Origin of the sequence: Microbispora bryophytorum (genome assembly GCF_043197435.1) — a bacterium.
In the GTDB taxonomy this organism is placed as follows: Bacteria; Actinomycetota; Actinomycetes; order Streptosporangiales; family Streptosporangiaceae; genus Microbispora; species Microbispora bryophytorum.
In genome coordinates this window covers 874704-892597 of sequence record NZ_JBICTF010000001.1, presented here as the reverse complement: position 1 = coordinate 892597, position 17894 = coordinate 874704, and the positions used below count along the sequence as shown (strand labels likewise).

At 71.8% G+C, this 17894-nt stretch carries 17 protein-coding genes; 10 read left to right on the top strand and 7 right to left on the bottom strand.

The window, feature by feature from the left end; genetic code table 11:
- The first annotated feature begins 85 nt into the window (after positions 1-85).
- Both ACGFIB_RS04140 and ACGFIB_RS04135 read left to right on the top strand, forming a co-directional pair.
- Complete coding sequence (locus ACGFIB_RS04140; RefSeq protein ID WP_393368292.1) at positions 86-652, top strand: DUF6879 family protein; 567 nt, start codon at positions 86-88, stop codon at positions 650-652.
- A complete protein-coding gene (locus ACGFIB_RS04135; RefSeq protein WP_357248549.1) occupies positions 649-1875 on the top strand; it encodes a hypothetical protein in 1227 nt (408 codons plus the stop codon). Before ACGFIB_RS04140 ends, ACGFIB_RS04135 begins: the two co-directional genes overlap by 4 nt.
- 107 nt (positions 1876-1982) lie before the next feature.
- On the opposite strand, the gene ACGFIB_RS04130 is transcribed toward ACGFIB_RS04135, so the two are convergent.
- Together ACGFIB_RS04130 and ACGFIB_RS04125 are read right to left on the bottom strand one after the other, a co-directional pair.
- The gene (locus tag ACGFIB_RS04130) at positions 1983-2483 is read right to left on the bottom strand and encodes a cupin domain-containing protein (RefSeq protein ID WP_357248552.1); all 501 of its coding nucleotides are present in this window, start codon (positions 2481-2483) and stop codon (positions 1983-1985) included.
- Positions 2484-2494: 11 nt separating this feature from the next.
- Positions 2495-3370, bottom strand: a complete 876-nt coding sequence (locus ACGFIB_RS04125; RefSeq protein WP_393368289.1) for an NmrA/HSCARG family protein — start codon at positions 3368-3370, stop codon at positions 2495-2497.
- A gap of 32 nt (positions 3371-3402) precedes the next feature.
- On the opposite strand from ACGFIB_RS04125, the gene ACGFIB_RS04120 reads away from it, so the two are divergent.
- The 7 genes from ACGFIB_RS04120 (at position 3403) to ACGFIB_RS04090 (ending at position 11153) form a co-directional block, all read left to right on the top strand.
- A complete protein-coding gene (locus ACGFIB_RS04120; protein ID WP_357248557.1) occupies positions 3403-4458 on the top strand; it encodes a helix-turn-helix transcriptional regulator in 1056 nt (351 codons plus the stop codon).
- A 10-nt stretch (positions 4459-4468) separates the two neighbouring features.
- On the top strand, positions 4469-7006 hold the full coding sequence (locus ACGFIB_RS04115) for a DNA translocase FtsK (RefSeq protein ID WP_357248559.1): 2538 nt from the start codon (positions 4469-4471) through the stop codon (positions 7004-7006).
- A gap of 218 nt (positions 7007-7224) precedes the next feature.
- On the top strand, positions 7225-7938 hold the full coding sequence (locus ACGFIB_RS04110) for a helix-turn-helix domain-containing protein (RefSeq protein ID WP_191051872.1): 714 nt from the start codon (positions 7225-7227) through the stop codon (positions 7936-7938).
- Between the two features lie 30 nt (positions 7939-7968).
- The gene (gene rimO, locus ACGFIB_RS04105; protein WP_142575261.1) at positions 7969-9381 is read left to right on the top strand and encodes a 30S ribosomal protein S12 methylthiotransferase RimO; all 1413 of its coding nucleotides are present in this window, start codon (positions 7969-7971) and stop codon (positions 9379-9381) included.
- On the top strand, positions 9378-10052 hold the full coding sequence (pgsA, locus tag ACGFIB_RS04100) for a CDP-diacylglycerol--glycerol-3-phosphate 3-phosphatidyltransferase (protein ID WP_393368286.1): 675 nt from the start codon (positions 9378-9380) through the stop codon (positions 10050-10052). Before rimO ends, pgsA begins: the two co-directional genes overlap by 4 nt.
- Positions 10049-10543 (top strand): CinA family protein, encoded by a 495-nt coding sequence (locus ACGFIB_RS04095; RefSeq protein ID WP_142575259.1) that lies wholly within the window; start codon positions 10049-10051, stop codon positions 10541-10543. The genes pgsA and ACGFIB_RS04095 overlap by 4 nt, the downstream gene beginning before the upstream one ends.
- A gap of 253 nt (positions 10544-10796) precedes the next feature.
- Positions 10797-11153, top strand: a complete 357-nt coding sequence (locus ACGFIB_RS04090) for a helix-turn-helix domain-containing protein (RefSeq protein ID WP_139576123.1) — start codon at positions 10797-10799, stop codon at positions 11151-11153.
- 361 nt (positions 11154-11514) lie between these two features.
- On the opposite strand, the gene ACGFIB_RS04085 is transcribed toward ACGFIB_RS04090, so the two are convergent.
- The 4 genes from ACGFIB_RS04085 to ACGFIB_RS04070 form a co-directional block, all read right to left on the bottom strand.
- Entirely contained in the window at positions 11515-11802 is a 288-nt protein-coding gene (locus tag ACGFIB_RS04085) for a VOC family protein (RefSeq protein WP_189105091.1), read from the bottom strand.
- Between the two features lie 65 nt (positions 11803-11867).
- A complete protein-coding gene (locus tag ACGFIB_RS04080; RefSeq protein ID WP_191051874.1) occupies positions 11868-12653 on the bottom strand; it encodes an Fpg/Nei family DNA glycosylase in 786 nt (261 codons plus the stop codon).
- A gap of 34 nt (positions 12654-12687) precedes the next feature.
- Positions 12688-13152: an RrF2 family transcriptional regulator gene (locus ACGFIB_RS04075; RefSeq protein WP_142575256.1), complete on the bottom strand. Its 465-nt coding sequence runs from the start codon at positions 13150-13152 to the stop codon at positions 12688-12690.
- Positions 13153-13218: 66 nt separating this feature from the next.
- Complete coding sequence (locus ACGFIB_RS04070) at positions 13219-15306, bottom strand: endonuclease/exonuclease/phosphatase family protein (RefSeq protein WP_393368284.1); 2088 nt, start codon at positions 15304-15306, stop codon at positions 13219-13221.
- A gap of 232 nt (positions 15307-15538) precedes the next feature.
- On the opposite strand from ACGFIB_RS04070, the gene ACGFIB_RS04065 reads away from it, so the two are divergent.
- Positions 15539-16717 (top strand): ROK family transcriptional regulator, encoded by a 1179-nt coding sequence (locus tag ACGFIB_RS04065; RefSeq protein ID WP_357248572.1) that lies wholly within the window; start codon positions 15539-15541, stop codon positions 16715-16717.
- Between the two features lie 48 nt (positions 16718-16765).
- Here the strand turns inward: ACGFIB_RS04065 and ACGFIB_RS04060 are convergent, their stop codons facing one another.
- Entirely contained in the window at positions 16766-17827 is a 1062-nt protein-coding gene (locus ACGFIB_RS04060) for a multicopper oxidase domain-containing protein (RefSeq protein ID WP_393368281.1), read from the bottom strand.
- Positions 17828-17894 lie beyond the last annotated feature (67 nt).

Genomic DNA, 17894 nt, shown 5'->3' with positions numbered 1-17894 from the left:
ATCCGGGCCATCGGTTTGTGAGAATGAATACTGGTGAGGCATGAAAATACCCCGACTGGAGGCCGTACCGGGCACGATGCTGCCCATGGAGGAGTATGCGGCGGATTTCCTGGAAATCTTTCACGACGTCGACGGTGTGATCTGGAAACTGGAGCGCGCCCAGTCCTTCGACGAAGGGCCGAACCCGAGCTGGAACGCGATGCGAGAGGGAGACTGGCGGCGGTCCCTCGAGTTGCTGGACGAGGCCCGGGCAACGATCGCCGCGGATCTTCCCGCCAAGGGAGAACTGCGGCGCGTGCGGGTCGTCGAGACGCCCCTCACCGCGTACCTGCAGTGGGAACTGCACCTCCTCGCCCTGCGCATGCGCCTGGGAGAGCGCGGCAGGGTTCTGGACGCCCGCGAGGTGGCCGCCATCGAGATGGACGGCCCCCTTCCGGAGCTCGTCGTGTTTCCCGGCAGGCGGATGTACCACGTTCAGTACGAGCAGGGCGGCGCGTGTCGCGGCGCGCGGAGGATAGACGACGACGAAGCCGTCCGTACGTGGGGTTCCATCGTGTCCTCCCTGTACGACCGCGGTGAAGACCTGCTGGCGTACGTGGACAAGCGGGTGATGCCGCTGGCCCCGCCCCGGATCGGCGTACCAGCGCGATGACGCGTGTCCGGCTGCGCCCCCTGGGATTTCGCGAGGACGGGGACGGGTGGGTCGTCGGGCGGGTGGAGACCGGCGTGTGCATCGCGGTGCCCCATGCCGGGAAGCGTGCGATCGAACTGCTCGACAGCGGGCGGACGATCCCCGAGACCCGCGAGGAGCTCAGAACCGAGCTGAGGGCGGAGCTCGACGTGTCCGCGTTCGTGGACGACCTGGCGGCCGTGGGGATGGTGGAGTCGATCGGCGATCGAGTTTTCGCCGACGCCGGAACCCCTGCGCCGTCGCTTCCCCGGATAACCGGGCGGATGGTGCGATGGACGCTGAGCCCGGTGCTGCACGCCGCACTCGGCCTGCTCGTGTTCAGCGGATTCGTCGCCGCGGTGCTCCGGCCCGAGGTCGTTCCCCGGTGGCACTCCTTGCTCTGGAGCGACCACGGCACACTGATCGTGCTGAGTGAAGTCGCCCTGGTGGCGGTGCTGGTCTCACTCCACGAGCTCGCCCACCTCCTCACCGCGCGGGCCGCGGGAGTCCCGGGACGCATCCGGGTGGACACACGGCTTCAGTTCCTGGCCGCGCAGACCGATGTCTCCGGCATCTGGCTCGCCGAGCGGCGGATCCGCCTGACCGTCTACCTGGCGGGGATAGCGGTGGACGCGAGCGTCCTGGCCGGCTGCCTGCTGGGGATGGCACTGTTCGGCGGCAACGTGCTGCTGTCCGTCATCGCTCTCACCGAGATGACAGGGCTGGCGTTGCAGTTCTTCGTCTTCATGCGCACCGACCTGTATTTCCTGGTCCAGGATCTGGCGGGGTGCCGCAACCTCTACGCAGACGCCACCGCCTTCGTCCTGCATCTGCTTCGCCGGGTCGCTCGGGCGTCCACCTCGGACCCGCTCGCCGGGCTGGAGCGCCGGCAACGCCGGTTCGTCAGGCTCTACAGCGCGCTCCTCGTCGCCGGAACGGGGCTCTGCCTCGGCGTCTTTCTCCTGATCTCCGTCCCCTTCACCGTCGCGCTGGTCGCCCGGTCCATCGACGGGCTCTCCCGGCACGACGACGTGCTCGGTGTCGTCGACGCACTGGTGACGCTGGGAGTCGTCGCCGGCTACCAGGGGGTGTGGGTGAGGGCCTGGCTCCGCAGGCACGGACCACGGGTGAGGCGGCTCGTCGCGAGACTGACGCGCCCGGCTCGTTCCGCCGGCTTGCGGGGTGTCTCCCCGCCTCGCGACTGACGTCGGCATCACGGCTTGGCATCATTCCGCGAAGAAGGAAGCCCCGGCGGGTTCCCGAGACGGCGCGGTCCAGCCGGGTGCGCCACCGCCCGCCGGGGGAGTCGCGGTCAGGCGCGGTTCGTGAGCGGGGTCAGCTGCTGGATGTCGTGCCGGGCGCGCAGCGCCGTGATCTCTGCCTGGTCCGGCGGCCCCGCGGCCAGCATCCGGGTGAGCTCCCGCAGGTAGGTCTCGTGACCCGCCGGGGTCACGACGAACAGCATCCGGGCCGGTTCCTGGCCGGGGTTGAAGAACGCGTGGGGGCAGCCGGCCGGCACGTGCATGAAGCTCCCGGGCCCGCCCCGCAGCACCTCGGCGCCGCTGTCCGACCGCCAGGACCGCCAGTCGGAGCCCGCCGCGCCGGCCGGATGGAAGGCGAGGAGGTCGAGCTCGCCGTCGATGACGTAGAACATCTCCTCCGCCTCGTGATGCAGATGCGCCCCGACGTCGAAACCGGGGGCGACCACGGCCTCGAAGACCGACCACCCCGCCGTCTGCTCCGCGCCGACCTTCAGCGTCATCGCCTGAATCGTGTCGCCGCCTCCCGGCGGCAGCAGCAGTCCGTCGGTCATGTCCTTGACCCTCACGCTTTCCAGCCGGTGGCGCGCAGCCACGTTTCCAAGGTCATCAGGCCCGGGTGCTCGGAGCGCAGGGCCCGCAGCTCGACCTGTGCGGGCGGTCGCTCCTCGAAGAACTCGAACATCCGGGCCACCCACTGGTCGAACGCGCGCACCTGCTCGATTGGCGTCCGTTCGAAGCGGGCCGGGAGGCCGCACACCCGGCCGAACGTGGCGGCGATCTCAGGCGGGGTGAGCTCGTCGCCGCCCAGGTCGACCGTACGGCCGAGGAAGCGTCCGGGGCGCTCGAAGGCGAGGGCGGCGAACACCCCGATGTCCTCGACGCCGATCAGCTGCATCGGGGTGCCGGGCTGCGCGGGGAGCCGCACGACCAGCGTGCCGTCCTCCAGCACCGGCCGGTTGTAGGTCGTGAAGTTCTCCATGAAGGAGACCGGGCGCAGGATCGTCGCCGGCAGCCCGAGCGCGTGGATCTCGCGCTCGATCCGTGCCTTGCTCTCGATGTGGGGGATTCCGGAAGGGTGGTCCGTGCCGGGGACCGAGCTGTACACCAGGTGGCCCGTGCCGATCTCGGCCGCCAGCCGGGCCACCGTCAGGCCCCGCCGCTCCTCGGCGGCGGCGCCCTCGACGGTGATCTTGGGGCCCTGCATCATGGTCAGCGCCAGGAAGACCCCGTCAACGCCCCCCATCGCGCGGCGCAGCGACCCCTCGTCGTCGAGGTCGCCCACGGCGAGTTCCGCCCCCGACTCCTCCAGGGCCCTCGCGGCGGAACCGCCCGGGTCGCGCACCAGGGCGCGTACGCTCCGGCCGCGGGCGAGCAGTCGGCGCGCGGTCGCGCCGCCCTGCTGGCCCGTTGCGCCGACCACTAGTACGGGATCGCTCATGGCGCCTACCTCCGTGGCAGACTCGCGGTGTGATGGATCATGGACGTCACGATAACGAGACGGCGTCCGGCGGTCCTGGCACTCGTGCTGCCAGTAACGCGCCCGGCCGCCGCGCCAGGGCGTCGGGCCGCAGGGCCGAGCTCGGAGCGTTCCTCCGCGCCCGGCGGGCCCGCCTGCATCCGGCCGACGTCGGCCTGCCGGAAGGCGATCCGGCCCTGCGCCGCACCCCCGGCCTGCGCCGCGAGGAGATCGCCGAGCTCTCGGGTGTCGGCGTCACCTGGTACACCTACCTGGAACAGGGACGGGACATCTCGGCGTCGGCGCAGGTGATCGACGCGCTGGCCCGTGCGCTGCTGCTCGATCCCGACGAACACCGCCACCTGCGCGACCTGGCCGGGCTGGCCCCACCGGACACGCCGGACACGCCGGACACACCGTCCGGCGAGGCGGAGCGGCCGCGGGACCGGCTGCGGCGCCTGGTGGACGCCGCCGCCCCGAACGCCGCCTCCGTGTACGACGCGCGCTTCGACTATCTGGCCTGGAACACCCCTTACACCCTGCTCCGCCACGATCCGCTGACGCTCCCGCCGGGCAGGCGGAACCTGCTGTGGATGATGTTCACCGACGCTGGCAACCGCGCCCGGATGGTCCGTTGGGAACCCGCCGCCCGCGCCCTGATCAGCCAGTTCCGCGCCGCGATGGGACACCGGCAGGGAGACCCCGCCTTCACGGCGCTGGTGGCGGAGCTGAGCGAGGCCAGCCCGGAGTTCCGGGAGTGGTGGGCGGACTACCCGGTCCGCAGGTTCAGGCCCGCGACGGTCGCGATCGACCACCCGGAGATCGGGCGGCTGGATCTGGAGATGTTCCAGCTGCGCCCGGCGGAGCACCCCGATCTCCTGCTGGTGCTGCAGGTGCCGGCGGACGAGGACGGTCGCAGGCGGGTGACCGCGCTCCTCGACGGGCGGAGCGCCCCAGACGGCACCCCAGACGGCGACCCCGGCGGGGACCCCGGCGGCGCCCCGGACGGCAGCGCCTCGCGGGGCGGCCTTCCGGCGCGCCGCCCCGGTAATCGCTCGCATCCGGGGTAACTTCGGCATCATGGCCACCCGTACGTCCGGACAGGGGTCCGGCAAGCGCCCCGCCTCGCGCTCCGGATCCCGTACGGCTTCCGCGAAGCGATCCCCTGCGGGCTCCCGAGGCAGGGCGGCGCCCCGGCCCGCGCCCAAGCGGCCGGTCGCCACCGGACAGGACCCGATCAGCTGGTTCTTCCTCGTGATCGGCAAGCTCGTCATCGGCATGTGGATGCTGGTGGCGAACGGCGTGGGCATGGCGGCGCGGGCGCTCGGGCAGGGAGCCCGCGACCTCGACCCCGCGCACCGCCGCGACGGGCAGGGGCTGTCGGTGCTCGCGGGCGCCATCGTGCTCGCCGCCCTGACCTGGCGGGAAACCAAGACGGGATTCGCCGAGTTCGTCGACGCCGTGGTGCGCGGGACGGTGGGATCGCTCGCCTGGGCGGTGCCCGTGCTGCTCGCGCTGCTCGCCTGGCGGCTGCTGCGCCACCCCGACCAGAACGCCGAGACCGGCAGGATGGGCATCGGCTGGACCGCGCTGCTGGCCGGGATCCTGGGGATCGTGCACGTCGCCCACGGCACGCCGTACCCCTCCGGGGGGCCCAACGACGGCATGGACAACGTGTCGGCGGCGGGCGGCATGATCGGCTTCATCGTCTCGGCTCCGCCGTCGAGCATCCTGCCGGCGTTCATCACGATCCCGCTGCTGGTGATGCTGTCCGGCTTCGGCCTGCTGGTGATCACCGCGACTCCGGTCCACCGCGTCCCCGAGCGCCTCGCCGAGATCCAGCACATGCTCTTCCACCGGCCGGAGGAGACCGGGGAGCCCCGCAAGACCCCCGCACCGGCCAGGAGGCGCACGCGCAAGCAGCAGGGCGGCAGGCGCGACGCCGAGGGCGGCGACGGCGTCAAGCCGTACGACACGCCCGTGCTGTCGGACAAGGAGCACTCGCCGGAGATCGTCCCCGGCCTCATGGACGACGTCGCGGAGTCGGCCGAGCCGACCGAGCCGGAGATACCCAAGCCGGTGCCTCAGCCTCCGCTGCCGACCCCCGCGCCGCGCAAGGTGGAGCAGCTCGTCCTGTCCAGCCAGGAGGGGCCGTACACGCTGCCGGACCTCACGACGCTGCGCCCGGGCAGCGCGCCCAAGCAGGAGACCAAGGCCAACCGGACGGTCGTGAACGCGCTGACCAGCGTGCTGGAGCAGTTCGCCATCGACGCGCAGGTGGTCGGCTTCACCCGGGGCCCGACGGTGACCAGGTACGAGATCGAGCTGGGCCCGGCCGTCAAGGTGGAGAAGGTCACCGCGCTCACCAAGAACATCGCCTACGCCGTCAAGTCCGCGGACGTCCGGATCCTGTCTCCCATCCCCGGCAAGTCGGCGATCGGCGTGGAGATCCCCAACGTCGACAAGGACCTCGTGTCGCTCGGCGACGTGCTGCGCTCGCGGGTGGCCCAGGCCGACCACCACCCGATGATCGTCGGGCTCGGCAAGGACGTCGAGGGGCGCACCATCGTGGCCAACCTGGCCAAGATGCCGCACATCCTCATCGCGGGCGCCACCGGCGCGGGCAAGTCGACCTGCATCAACGGGCTGATCTCTTCGATCCTTCTGCGGGCCACGCCCGACGAGGTCCGCATGGTGCTGGTCGACCCCAAGCGGGTCGAGCTCACCTCGTACGAGGGCATCCCGCACCTCATCACGCCCATCATCACCAACCCGAAGAAGGCCGCCGAGGCCCTCGAATGGGTGGTGGGCGAGATGGACCGGCGGTACGACGACCTCGCGGCCAGCGGCTTCCGGCACGTGGACGACTTCAACAAGGCCGTGCGCGCGGGCAAGCTGGTGCCGCCGCCGGGCAGCGAGCGCGTCTACCAGCCGTACCCGTACCTGCTGGTGATCGTGGACGAGCTGGCCGACCTGATGATGGTCGCGCCGCGCGACGTGGAGGACTCGATCGTCCGCATCACACAGCTCGCCCGGGCCGCCGGCATCCACCTGGTCATCGCCACCCAGCGGCCGTCCGTGGACGTCGTCACCGGTCTGATCAAGGCGAACGTGCCCTCGCGGCTGGCGTTCGCCACCTCCTCGCTGGCCGACTCGCGGGTCATCCTCGACCAGCCGGGAGCCGAGAAGCTCGTCGGGCAGGGCGACGCGCTGTTCCTGCCCATGGGCGCGAGCAAGCCGATGCGGCTGCAGAACGCGTTCGTCTCCGAGAAGGAGATCGCGGACATCGTCGCCCACTGCAAGGCCCAGATGCAGGCCGAGTATCGGGAGGACGTCGCCGCGCCCGCCGCCGCCAAGCGGGAGGTCGACGAGGAGATCGGCGACGACCTCGACCTGCTGATCCAGGCCACCGAGCTGATCGTGTCGACCCAGTTCGGCTCCACGTCCATGCTCCAGCGCAAGCTGCGCGTGGGCTTCGCCAAGGCCGGTCGGCTGATGGACCTGCTGGAGAGCCGCAACGTGGTCGGCCCGAGCGAGGGGTCCAAGGCCCGCGAGGTGCTCGCCAAGCCCGACGACCTGCCCGGCCTGCTCGCCGAGATGCGCGGGGAGACCGGCTGAGAGCCCGTCGCTCACGACGCGTGCCGGTCGGCGGCCGCGTCCCTCTCGTCTTGCCCTGAAACCGTTGCGGAAGTGACAGGAGAGTTGCTCCGCGTCCACTCATGGGTACCCTCCGTAGTTAGTTACTGATTGAATGTGACTAACTACGCATCGTGGGGCGAGCTGGAAGACGGTGCGGTTGGAGACAGGGGGGCGGAACGATGAGCGTTGGTGCTGTTTTGGCCGAAGCCCGTGAGCGCGCCGGACTGACCGTGCGTCAGCTCAGCGAGCGCACGCGGGTGCGTGAGACCGTCATCGAACGCTTCGAGCGCGACGACTTCTCGGTGGGCGACTTCTACGCGCGGGGGCACATCCGGACCATCGCCTCCGACCTCGGTCTGGACCCGGACGAGATCCTGCGGCAGTACGAGCAGGAGAACGCCGACATCGCGTCACCGGTCAAGGCGTCGGCGGTGTTCAGGGGCGACGTGGGGGAGCGGGCCCGCAGGGCCCCCAACTGGACGATGGCCGTCGCGGTGGCCCTGGCCATCGTCGCGGTCGTCGTCATCGCGCGGATGCTCGGGGGCTCCGGCGGGAAGACGGGCCCGACGGCCGCCCAGCTCCCGGTGACCGCGCCGCACGCGCGTCACGACAAGGGCCACGAGAAGAAGACCGTCGAGGAGGCCCTCGCGCCCGGCGTCGTGGTGGTGAAGGTCACCGCGCGCAAGCAGTCCTACCTCAGCGTCAAGGACGCCAAGGGCAAGGAGATCTTTCAGGGAACGCTGCCCGAGGGCAAGACCACGACCTATTCGGCCAAGGACCGGATGAAGGTGACCATCGGCGACGCGGGGGCGGTGCGGCTGGAGGTCAACGGAAGGGACCTCGGCACGCCCGGCAAGGACGGCCAGATGATCCGCCGGACCTTCGACGCGGGTGGCCCGAGTCCCCGTTAATCGCCGACTGCCGATACCGTAGTTCGCATCATGTCTTCTCGCCGAACCGTATCGCTGATCACGCTGGGCTGCGCCCGCAACGAGGTCGACTCCGAGGAGCTGGCCGCGCGGCTGGAGGCCGCCGGCTGGCACACCGATGACGACGATCCCGACGTCGTCGTCGTCAACACGTGTGGCTTCATCGATTCGGCGAAGAAGGACTCCATCGACACCCTGCTCGCCGCGGCCGACTCGGGCGCGAAGGTGGTGGCGGCGGGCTGCATGGCCGAACGGTACGGCGCGCAGCTCGCCGGCGCCCTGCCCGAGGCGACCGTGATCTCCTTCGACGACTACGCCGCGATCGGGGAGCGTCTCGACGACGTCCTCGCGGGCAGGCCGCTGGTCCCGCACTCGCCGCGGGACCGCCGCACGCTCCTGCCGATCACACCGGTGGAGCGCGCGGCCGCCCGGGCCCACATTCCCGGTCACGCCCAGGAGGACCCGCTGCCGGAGGGCGTCGCCCCCGCCAGCGGCCCGCGCACGCTGCGCAAGCGGCTCGGCTCGGGGCCGGTGGCCTCGATGAAGCTCGCGTCCGGCTGTGACCGGCGCTGCACGTTCTGCGCGATCCCGGCCTTCCGCGGCTCGTACGTCTCGCGCCGCCCGGAGGACCTGCTCGCCGAGGCCGCCTGGCTGGCCGGACAGGGCGTCAGGGAGCTCGTGCTGGTCAGCGAGAACTCCACGTCGTACGGCAAGGACCTGGGCGACCTGCGCGCGCTGGAGAAGCTGCTGCCCCCGCTCGCCGCGACCGAGGGCATCGAGCGGGTGCGGGTCAGCTACCTGCAGCCCGCCGAGCTGCGGCCCGGGCTGCTCGACGTGATCGCCTCCACCGAGGGGGTCGTGCCCTACTTCGACCTGTCCTTCCAGCACGCCAGCGGGACCGTGCTGCGGCGGATGCGGCGCTTCGGCGACCCCAAGCGGTTCCTCGACCTGCTCGCGCAGATCCGCGACCGCGCGCCCGAGGCGGGCGTCAGGTCCAACTTCATCGTCGGATTCCCGGGGGAGACCCAGGAGGAGTTCGACGAGCTGGTGGGCTTCCTGGAGGAGGCCAGGCTGGACGTCATCGGCGTCTTCGGCTACTCCGACGAGGAGGGCACCGACGCGTACGGCTTCGAGGGCAAGCTCGGTCAGGACGTGATCGACGAGCGGGTCGCGACGCTGACCGAGCTCGCCGAGGAGCTGACCGCCCAGCGGGCCGAGGAGCGCATCGGCACCGAGCTGGAGGTCCTGATCGAGGAGGACCTCGGGGACGGCGGATACGAGGGCCGGGCGGCCCACCAGGGCCCCGAGGTGGACGGTGCGGTCACGGTCCAGGGGATCGGGCTGGTTCCCGGCCAGATCGTCCAAGCGGTCGCCGTCGACTCCGAGGGGGTCGACCTCATCGCCCGGATCAAGGCAGGCACATGACGGAGCGCGGTGAGCCGCCGGTGGACGTGGCGGGCCCGGGAGAGGTGACACCGGAGCCCGCGGCGCCGCCGGTCGCCGCCGTGCCCGCCGTGGACGGCACCGGAGACGGCGCTATCCGCCACGTCAGCACCTGGAACATCGCGAACGTCCTGACCATCGCCCGGCTGGCGATCGTCCCCGTCTTCATCGTCTTCCTGTTCGTCGAGGGGGAGGGCTGGCGCCTGGCGGCCCTCGGCGTCTTCCTGCTCGCGTCCCTCACCGACCAGCTCGACGGCTGGCTCGCCAGGAAGTACGCGCTGGTCACCGACTTCGGCAAGATCGCCGATCCGATCGCGGACAAGGCGCTGATCGGCGCCGCGCTGCTCAGCCTTTCCTACCTCGGTGAGGTCCCGTGGTGGGTCACCGTGGTGATCATCGCCCGCGAGGCGGGGGTGACGCTGCTGCGCTTCCTCGTGATCCGGCACGGGGTCATCCCGGCCAGTTACGGCGGCAAGGTGAAGACCGTGCTGCAGATCGTGGCCATCGCGCTCTACATCGTGCCGGGGGTGCCTGACCTGATCAGGTGGGTGGCCATGGGCCTCGCCCTGGTGGTCACGGTGGGGACCGGCGCCGACTACGTGGTCCGGGCGGTGCGGCTGCGGCAGGTGGCGAGGAGCGCGCGAAGCCGATGATGGGCGTGGCGAGCGAGGTGCTGTCGCTGCTGGTTCGCCAGGGCGCGACGGTCGCCGTGGCGGAGTCGCTCACGGGCGGCCTGATCGGGGCGGCGATGACCGGTCCGATGGGGGCCTCGGCCGCCTTCCGGGGCGGAGTGATCGCCTACGCCACGGATCTCAAGGCGAGCGTCCTCGGCGTGCCGTCCGACCTCCTCGACAGGGAGGGAGCGGTGCACCCCGGCGTGGCCGCGGCCATGGCCACGGGAGTGCGCAAGCTCTCCGACTCCGACTACGGCCTGGCGGTGACCGGGGTCGCCGGCCCCGATCCCCAGGACGGCAAGCCGGTCGGCACGGTCCACATCGCGCTGGCGGGACCGGGAGAGCGGCTCTGGCACCGCGACCTGCGGTTGACCGGAGACAGGGACGGTATTAGAACTGCCACCTGCCAGGAGGCGCTGAGCTTGCTGGAAGGTGTGCTGAAGGCAAAATTGGGGGAACATCCGGGGTGATTACCGCGTTACGTCCCCAGCGAACATGCTCGCCTCGGTCTGCCGCGGTGTTGCCCTCTACAGGTACGGTGGAGCTGTGAGTGAGGTCCGTGAGCCAAAGGCGAGGAGCAAGACAGGCGCACGCCCGGCGAAGGGGCCGAGCGAACCCATGATGACGGCGAGGCGTATGTACGAAGGGCAGATGAAGAAGGGGCGACATGAGCCCACCGTGAGAGGCGTCGTGAAGGCGCCACCCTTGGGGAGGGAGCGACAGATGATCCTGCTGCGTCAGCTGCTCGGTGACGTGCTGCGGCGGCTGAGGGTGCGGCAGAATCGCACCCTTCGCGAGGTCTCCACTCTGGCGCGTGTCTCACTCGGCTATCTGTCCGAGGTCGAGCGCGGTCAGAAGGAAGCCTCCTCCGAACTGCTCGCCTCGATCTGCGGGGCACTCGGGGTCCCGCTGTCCCAGGTGTTGCGTGAGGTGTCCGACCAGTTCGCGCTGGCCGAACTGCAGGCCGCCCCCGTGCTGGCAGAGGTGCCTGAGCACGAGCGCCTGCCCATCCCGGAGACCGTCCCCGCAGGGCCGGAATTCGAGGGTTTCCCCGAGGTCAAGGACATGGTCGCCGCCTAGGTGGCGCCTGGACGTCCCGCTTCGCCCGCGGTCGGCGTCTGCGCGACTTCGCCTGACCGTTCCCACGACCCCATAACACCGGCTCGTCAGGACACGCCCGGCGAGAAGAAGTCAGGCGTGGCTCCGCGCCCGCAGTCCGGGTGGACCCGGACCCGGGTGCCTGTCCCGATCCCACGGGTGGGCGCCTGGCCCCCGCAGGCCCGTTTCCGTGTCTATATGACCCGAGTCTCTTCCGCGCCGCCGTCCCGTGGCGTCCTCACGCCCCTCGGTCGCGTGGCACCCCTCGTCTCTGTGCGGCCGTCTCGTCGCGGCCCGTCCCCGGCTTCCCCGCCGGGGCCGCCCCTGCCGCCGACCGCGGCGGTCACGATGCCTGGATCTCGACCACCCTGCCGTCAGGGTCGGTCAGGAGGTGCCGGCCGGGTTCCATCCGCGGCTCGGCGGTGGCGCCGTCCAGGTGGAGACCGAGCCGCACGGCTCCGGTTCTGCGCTCGGCGGTCGCCGGGTACAGCTCGAACACGGTGCCGTCGGCCAGGACGGCGGCGTAGTGCCGCGGGCCCTCGCCGTGCCGCTCCCGGGTGAATTCGACGCCGAGCGCGCCGTAGAAGGCACGGCACTCCTCCAGCCGATCGGTGTACAGGACGAGCAGCATGACGCGGGCGGCGGTGGGCGGCACGGCATTCCCTTCGTGTCGACGTATCGCCCTATTGTCGGCTCTCAGCTCTGCTGGCAGGCGGGGCACCAGTAGATCAGCCGCTCGGCCGGCTGCGCTCCCATCTCCCCGCCGCTGATCGGGCTGCCGCAGCGGCGGCACGGGCGGCGTGCCCTGCCGTAGACGAGCAGGGACCGCCCGGGGCGCGGATCGCCCGTCGTCACCGGGAGCGGCGCGTCCTTGCTCGCGTCGATCAGACGATGGGCGACCGCGACCAGCGCCTCCAGCTCGTCCTGCGGGATCGAGCCCACCGGACGCCAGGGGGACATCCGCGCGGCGTACAGGGTCTCGGCCCGCCAGATCGTGCCGAGGCCCGCCAGGTCGCGCTGGTCGAGCAGGGCTTCCCCGATCGTCCGTGCCGGAGCGCGCAGCAGGTTCCGTACGGCGAGGGCGGCGTCCCAGTCCGGCCCGAGCAGGTCCGGGCCGAGGTGTCCCACGACCCGTACCTCACGGTCGGTCGGCACGAGATCGACCATCCCCAGCCGCGTGCCGACCGCCTGCCACTGGATGTTGGCGAGGATCAGTCGGACCACGTCGCCGCGCGGAGCCGGACGGCCCGCCGGGTCCACCCGCCAGCTTCCCTCCATGCGCAGGTGGGTGTGGACGGTGAGCCCGCCCTCGACCCGGGTCAGGAGGTGCTTGCCGCGTGAGACCGTCGTCAGCACGGTCCGGCCGCGCAGATCGGCGGTGGCGTACCGGGGCACCCGGAAGTCGCTGCGGATCAGCCTGCGGCCGTCGAGGGCCTGCCTGAGCCGCTTGGCGGTCCGGTAGACGGCGTCACCCTCCGGCACGGCTCTCCTCCCGGGAGGATCTGGTTCAGGCGGCTCACACCGGCGTGTGCGAGTTCCACGCCGCCGGGTCGGCGGCGAGATCGGTCACCCGGGGCGGCAGCTCGCCCTTGGCGATCTGCTCCAGGGTGACCTCTTCGAGAATGGCCCGCTCACTCGCCCGCAGCGCGATCCACACCTGCTGCAGGGCCTGGGCGGCGCCCTGGTAGCCGACGTGCTCTGGCCGCTCGCCGCGCACGTTGGCCAGCGGCCCGTCCACCGCGCGGATCACGTCGGCGAGTGAGATCTGACTGGCCGGGCGTGCCAGGACATAGCCCCCCTCTGGGCCGCGCTGTCCGCGCACCAGTCCGGCGCGGCGCATCTGCAGCAGGATGTTCTCCAGATATTTGGGGGGCATCTCCTGCTCCTTGGCCAGCTCGCCCACCGTGGTGGGTCCCTCACCCGCCGCGGCGAGTTCGGCGGCGGCACGGAGGGCGTAGTCGACACGGGCAGAAAGTCGCATGTAGTCGATTATCCCGCCTGGTTGGCATCGGTAGGACGCCCGCCCGCCGACACGGTCCGTCCGGGCCTAATCCAGCCGGAGCCGTACGACGAGCGGGAGGTGGTCGGAGAACCGCACCCGGGGCGCGACGGCCGCCACCGCGGTGAGCCCTGCGGAGATCAGCACGTGGTCGATGCGCCGCACGGGGGCGTCGGCGGGCGAGGTCGGCGGGTCGCCGAGCGCCCGCAGGGGGTCGGACAGGCCTGCGGCCTCCAGCACGCGCATCTGGGGATCGGACGGCGTCGTGTTGAGGTCTCCCGCCACGATCACCGGTCGCGTACCGGCCTCGCCGGCGCCGGATGACTGCGTGTTCGCGGCGAGCCGCCGGGCCATCGCCGCCACCTCGGGCGCCTGCCCGCGCGGTTCCTGCAGGTGCGTGTTCACGATGCCCACCTCGTGGCCGCCGACGTCCAGCACGATCGACTGGGCCTGCGCGCCCGTCGGGTATCCGTGCCGGCCGAGCCGGGTCGAGCCGATCTCTGCGACGGGCAGGTTCGTGAGCAGCGCGTCGCCCCAGAGCCGGTCCGCGGCGGGGGCGAAGTAGTAGCGCATGCCCAGGCCGCGGGCGATCCTCGCCAGGTCGTCGTGTCCGCCGTTGAGCAGCCAGCCCCGGTCCACCTCGCTGAGCAGCACCACGTCGGGACGCCGCGTCGCGGCCCAGGCGGCGATGCGGTCGAGGTCGAGCCGCCCGCCGAGCCCGAAGCCCATCCGGATGTTGTACGCCACGAGCGTGAACTCGTTCCCGGTGATCGCTTTCGTCGCGGGCGGCGACTGCCAGGTGAGGATGCCGGTCAGGAGGGCGGGCGACAGGGCCAGGGACAGCGCGATCAACACCCATCGGCGTGGCGCCCGCCGGGCAGCCTGTGCGTCGATCCCGGCGGTCCGGTGCCGCCGGCCCGCGCGCACGGCCACGACGGCGACCAGGACGGCGACCAGGACGGCCACGGCCACCGGCACCAGCGCGTTGGGGAAGCCCAGATCCGTGTCGAAGGCCGCGTAGTAGAGGAACGCCCCGACCAGGAACACGAGCATCCCGCCCAGCGCCGCGACGCCCCCGCGCCGGCCTGTGTCCTCGCGCCCGCCCGTGCGCGTAACAGCCGCGTGCCCGTCTGCGCTCTCCGCGACGCCCGCGTGCCCGCCTGCGCTCTCCGCGACGCCCGGGTGCCCGTCTGCGCTCTCCGCGGCGGCGCCGGCGCAGGCCCCGAGGGCGACCGTCGTCACGAGGGCGGGCAGGCCCTGCACGCCGATCTCGGCCGCCGCCACCCCGGCGACGAGGAAGAGCCCGGCCGCCAGATCCCACGACGCCCACCGGCTCCGCCGCGTCCTCACGCCCCACGATGTCGTCCAGGCACAGACGACGGCGGCGCACAGCGCGGCGACCTGCAGCACGACCGCCAGGGCGGTGAAGGGCGCGCCGTGCTGCCCGCTGTGCTGGCCGGTGTCCTGCGCGAGCGTGGCCGCGCCGCCGCAGTACATGCCCGCGAGCATGAGCATCGGGCCGAAGGCGAACCACACGGCCGCCGGGGCGGGGACGGGCGACGCGGGCGACAGCCGTACGGGCCGCAGGAAGGCGGCGCAGAGGAAGGCGGCGCAGAGCGCGGCGACGGCGAGCCAGGGGAGCGGCCCTCCCCGCCAGACGAGGTCCACCCGGTCGAGGGCCAGGTGGAGGATCGACGCGCCGGCCAGGCCGCCGACGAGCCCGGCCGGCACCCACGTGCCCGCCACCGTCCGCGCGCAGCCGTAGAGGAAGACCAGGCCCGCCGTGACCCCGGCGGAGGCGAGCAGAAGCTGGGGCGTGCCCCCGTCCGCGGCCTGCAGGCCGAGCCGGGCCGCGACGAGTGCGACCGCGCCCGCCGTCCTGACGATACGGGGCGAGGTGAGCCGCGCCACGGGGACGGCGGCGAACGGCAGGACGAACCACAGCGCGGCGTACATCCCCATGCTCGCGGGGTCGGTCTCGCCCGCTCTGCCGTACAGGGTGATGAGGGACGGCAGGAACACCCGCACCACGTCGAACAGGAGCGCGGCGCCCGTCACGAGCATGACCAGTGGCCACGGGGGAGCGGGAAGGCCGCGGGCCGGTGTGGTGTGCGGTTGCCCGGCCGTCTCGGTCATGGCACTCCCTTCGGGGCTCATATGAGCCATCCTCATGAAGAGTGGGAGCGTTACCAACACGTTCGACCTGGGGCGTTCTCCGCCTTTGCCGGGTCGCTAAGCTTGCTGGAAACCTTGTTGTTCATTCATGGGCGCACATGGTCGAAGCGCCGCCGGGGGCCGGGCGAACCGGAGGGGCATGGGTGGGCGCACCGACGGCGAGCCGGAGACTCAGACGATGGGAAGCAGGAGCATGGAGCGACGTCCTGGCGTGCCCCGGCTGCTCCGGGAGATCAACGACCGGTCCGCCCTGGAGTTGCTGCTCGCCTCGGGTCCCCTGACGCGTGGCCAGATCGGGGAGCTCACCGGCCTGTCCAAGGTCACCGCGTCCCAGACGCTGGCCCGTCTGGAGGAGCGCGGCCTGGTGGAGGTCGTGGGGGAGCAGGCGGGCAATCGGGGGCCCAACGCCGCCCTGTACGGCGTGATCGCCTCCTGCGCGTACGTCGCGGGGCTCGAGGTGGGACCCGACCGGGTGTCGGCGGCGATCGCCGACATCAACGGCGACGTGGTGGCCGAGGTGACGGCCTCCCCCGAGGGGCGGGACGACCCGGTGTCGCTGGTGCACGCGGCCGTGATGAAGGCGTGCAGGAGCGCGAAGGTGGCGCTGTCGCGGCTGCGCGGCGTGGTCATCGGGACGCCCGGCGTCGTCGACCCCCGCACCGGCGATGTGCGGTTCTCCTTCGACCTGCCGCAGTGGCACGAGGGCATCCACGAGGCGCTGGCACGCGACCTGCGCCGGGACGTCACGATCGAGAACGACGTCAATCTCGCCGCGATCGCCGAACGGGCGAAGGGGTCCGCCCGGGAGGTGGACGACTTCGTGCTCGTGTGGGTGGGCCGGGGCATCGGCCTGGCCGTCGTGCTGGGCGGACGGCTGCACCGGGGCCGGTCGGGCAGCGCGGGGGAGATCGGCTACCTCCCGGTGCCCGGCGTGCCGCTCGCGGACGACGTCAGGGCGGTGCCCGGGCGCCTGCCGTCGCTCGGCGGCGGCCTGCAGTCGCTGGTCAGCTCCGAGGCCGTCACCGAACTGGCCCGCGGGCACGGCTTCGCCGGGAACACCGCCGCCGACTGCGTGACCGCGGCCGTCGCCGCCGGGACCGCGGGCGAGCCCCTGCTCGACGAGGTCGCCTCGCGGCTCGCCCTCGGCGTCGCGTCGGTGTGCGTGGTGCTCGACCCCGGTCTCGTGGTGCTGGACGGAGAGGTCTGCCGGGCCGGCGGGGCGGCGCTGACCACCCGCGTGGAAGAGGCGGTCGCGCGCATCTGCCCGGTCCCGCCGCAGGTCGTCACGGGCCAGGTGGAGGGCAACCCGGTGTTGCGCGGCGCCGTCCTCGCCGCGCTCGACCAGGCCAGGGAAGAGATCTTCACGGCATAGGGAGTGCTCCCAGCCGAAGCCCCGATTCGGACGGATGGGGCGTCGCCGTTACGAGCCGCCCATGGAGTGGCCCGGCATGTCGTCCATCGAGTGGCCGGACATGTCGTCCATCGAGTGGCCCGGCATGTCGTCCATGGAGTGGCCCGGCACGTTCCCGTCCGCGTCGGTCACCGTGAACATCCCGGCCATTCCCATGTCGGAGTGGCTCTGTACGTGGCAGTGGTACATCCACATTCCGGGGCCGACGCGTTCGCCGGCGATGACCTGGAAGCCGAACGACTCGGCGGGTCCTGTGGTCTTGGTGTCGATGATCCGGCTCGGGTCCTGCGGGCCTTTCAGCAGGCCGGTGCGGTTGTCGGCCCAGCGGTGTCCGTGGATGTGGAAGGTGTGGAAGAAGTTTCCGTGGGCGATGACGACGAACTCCACCCGTTCGCCGAGTTCGGCGGTGAAGTCGGGCGCCGGGGTGAGGTTGTTGGTCGTCATGTCGTTGAAGACGACGGTGAAGGTCTTGTCGGGGAGTGTGTCGCCTGTGCGGCGTACCACGACCGGCCCGTAGAGCCCGCGCAGGATGCCGCCCGTGCCGTGGTCGGTTCCCACCACGTGGTCGTGGTAGTGCCAGTAGCCCGCGCTGCCGGGTTCGATGGTGCCGTCCGGGCGGTCGGTCGGGGCGTGGGTGCGCCAGGTGTAGACGTACCGGTCTCCCGGCTCCACCACGCTGCTGTTCATCCGCGTGCCGTCGCTGGTCGTCTCGTAGTCGACTCCGTGCACGTGCAGGCTGGCGGTGACGTCGGCGTTGTTGACGAGCTCGATCTCGAGGGTCTCGCCCTCGATCATCTCGATGAGGGGGCCGGGGATCGTGGGCTTGCCGGGCTCCAGGCCGTAGCCCAGCTGACCGTTCGGCAGGTTGTCCACGTAGAGGGTGATGCGGCGGACGTCGCCCGGCTCGCCCGCGGTCCTGCCGGCGGCCTTGGCTGTGGTCTTCTCGGGTGATTGCGCGGTTGCCTGGCTCGCCACGGCGAACGGCGCGATCGCCGCGGCTGTCGCCGCGGTGGTGGCGAAGAGGCGCCGGGAGAGCAGGCGTCGCGTCACATCAGTGCTTTTCTCGGTCATGATTCCCAATCGAGGACGGCGCTCGCCTGGGCGAGGCGAGCGGGGGGTGGTCCGTGATGCCGACGGC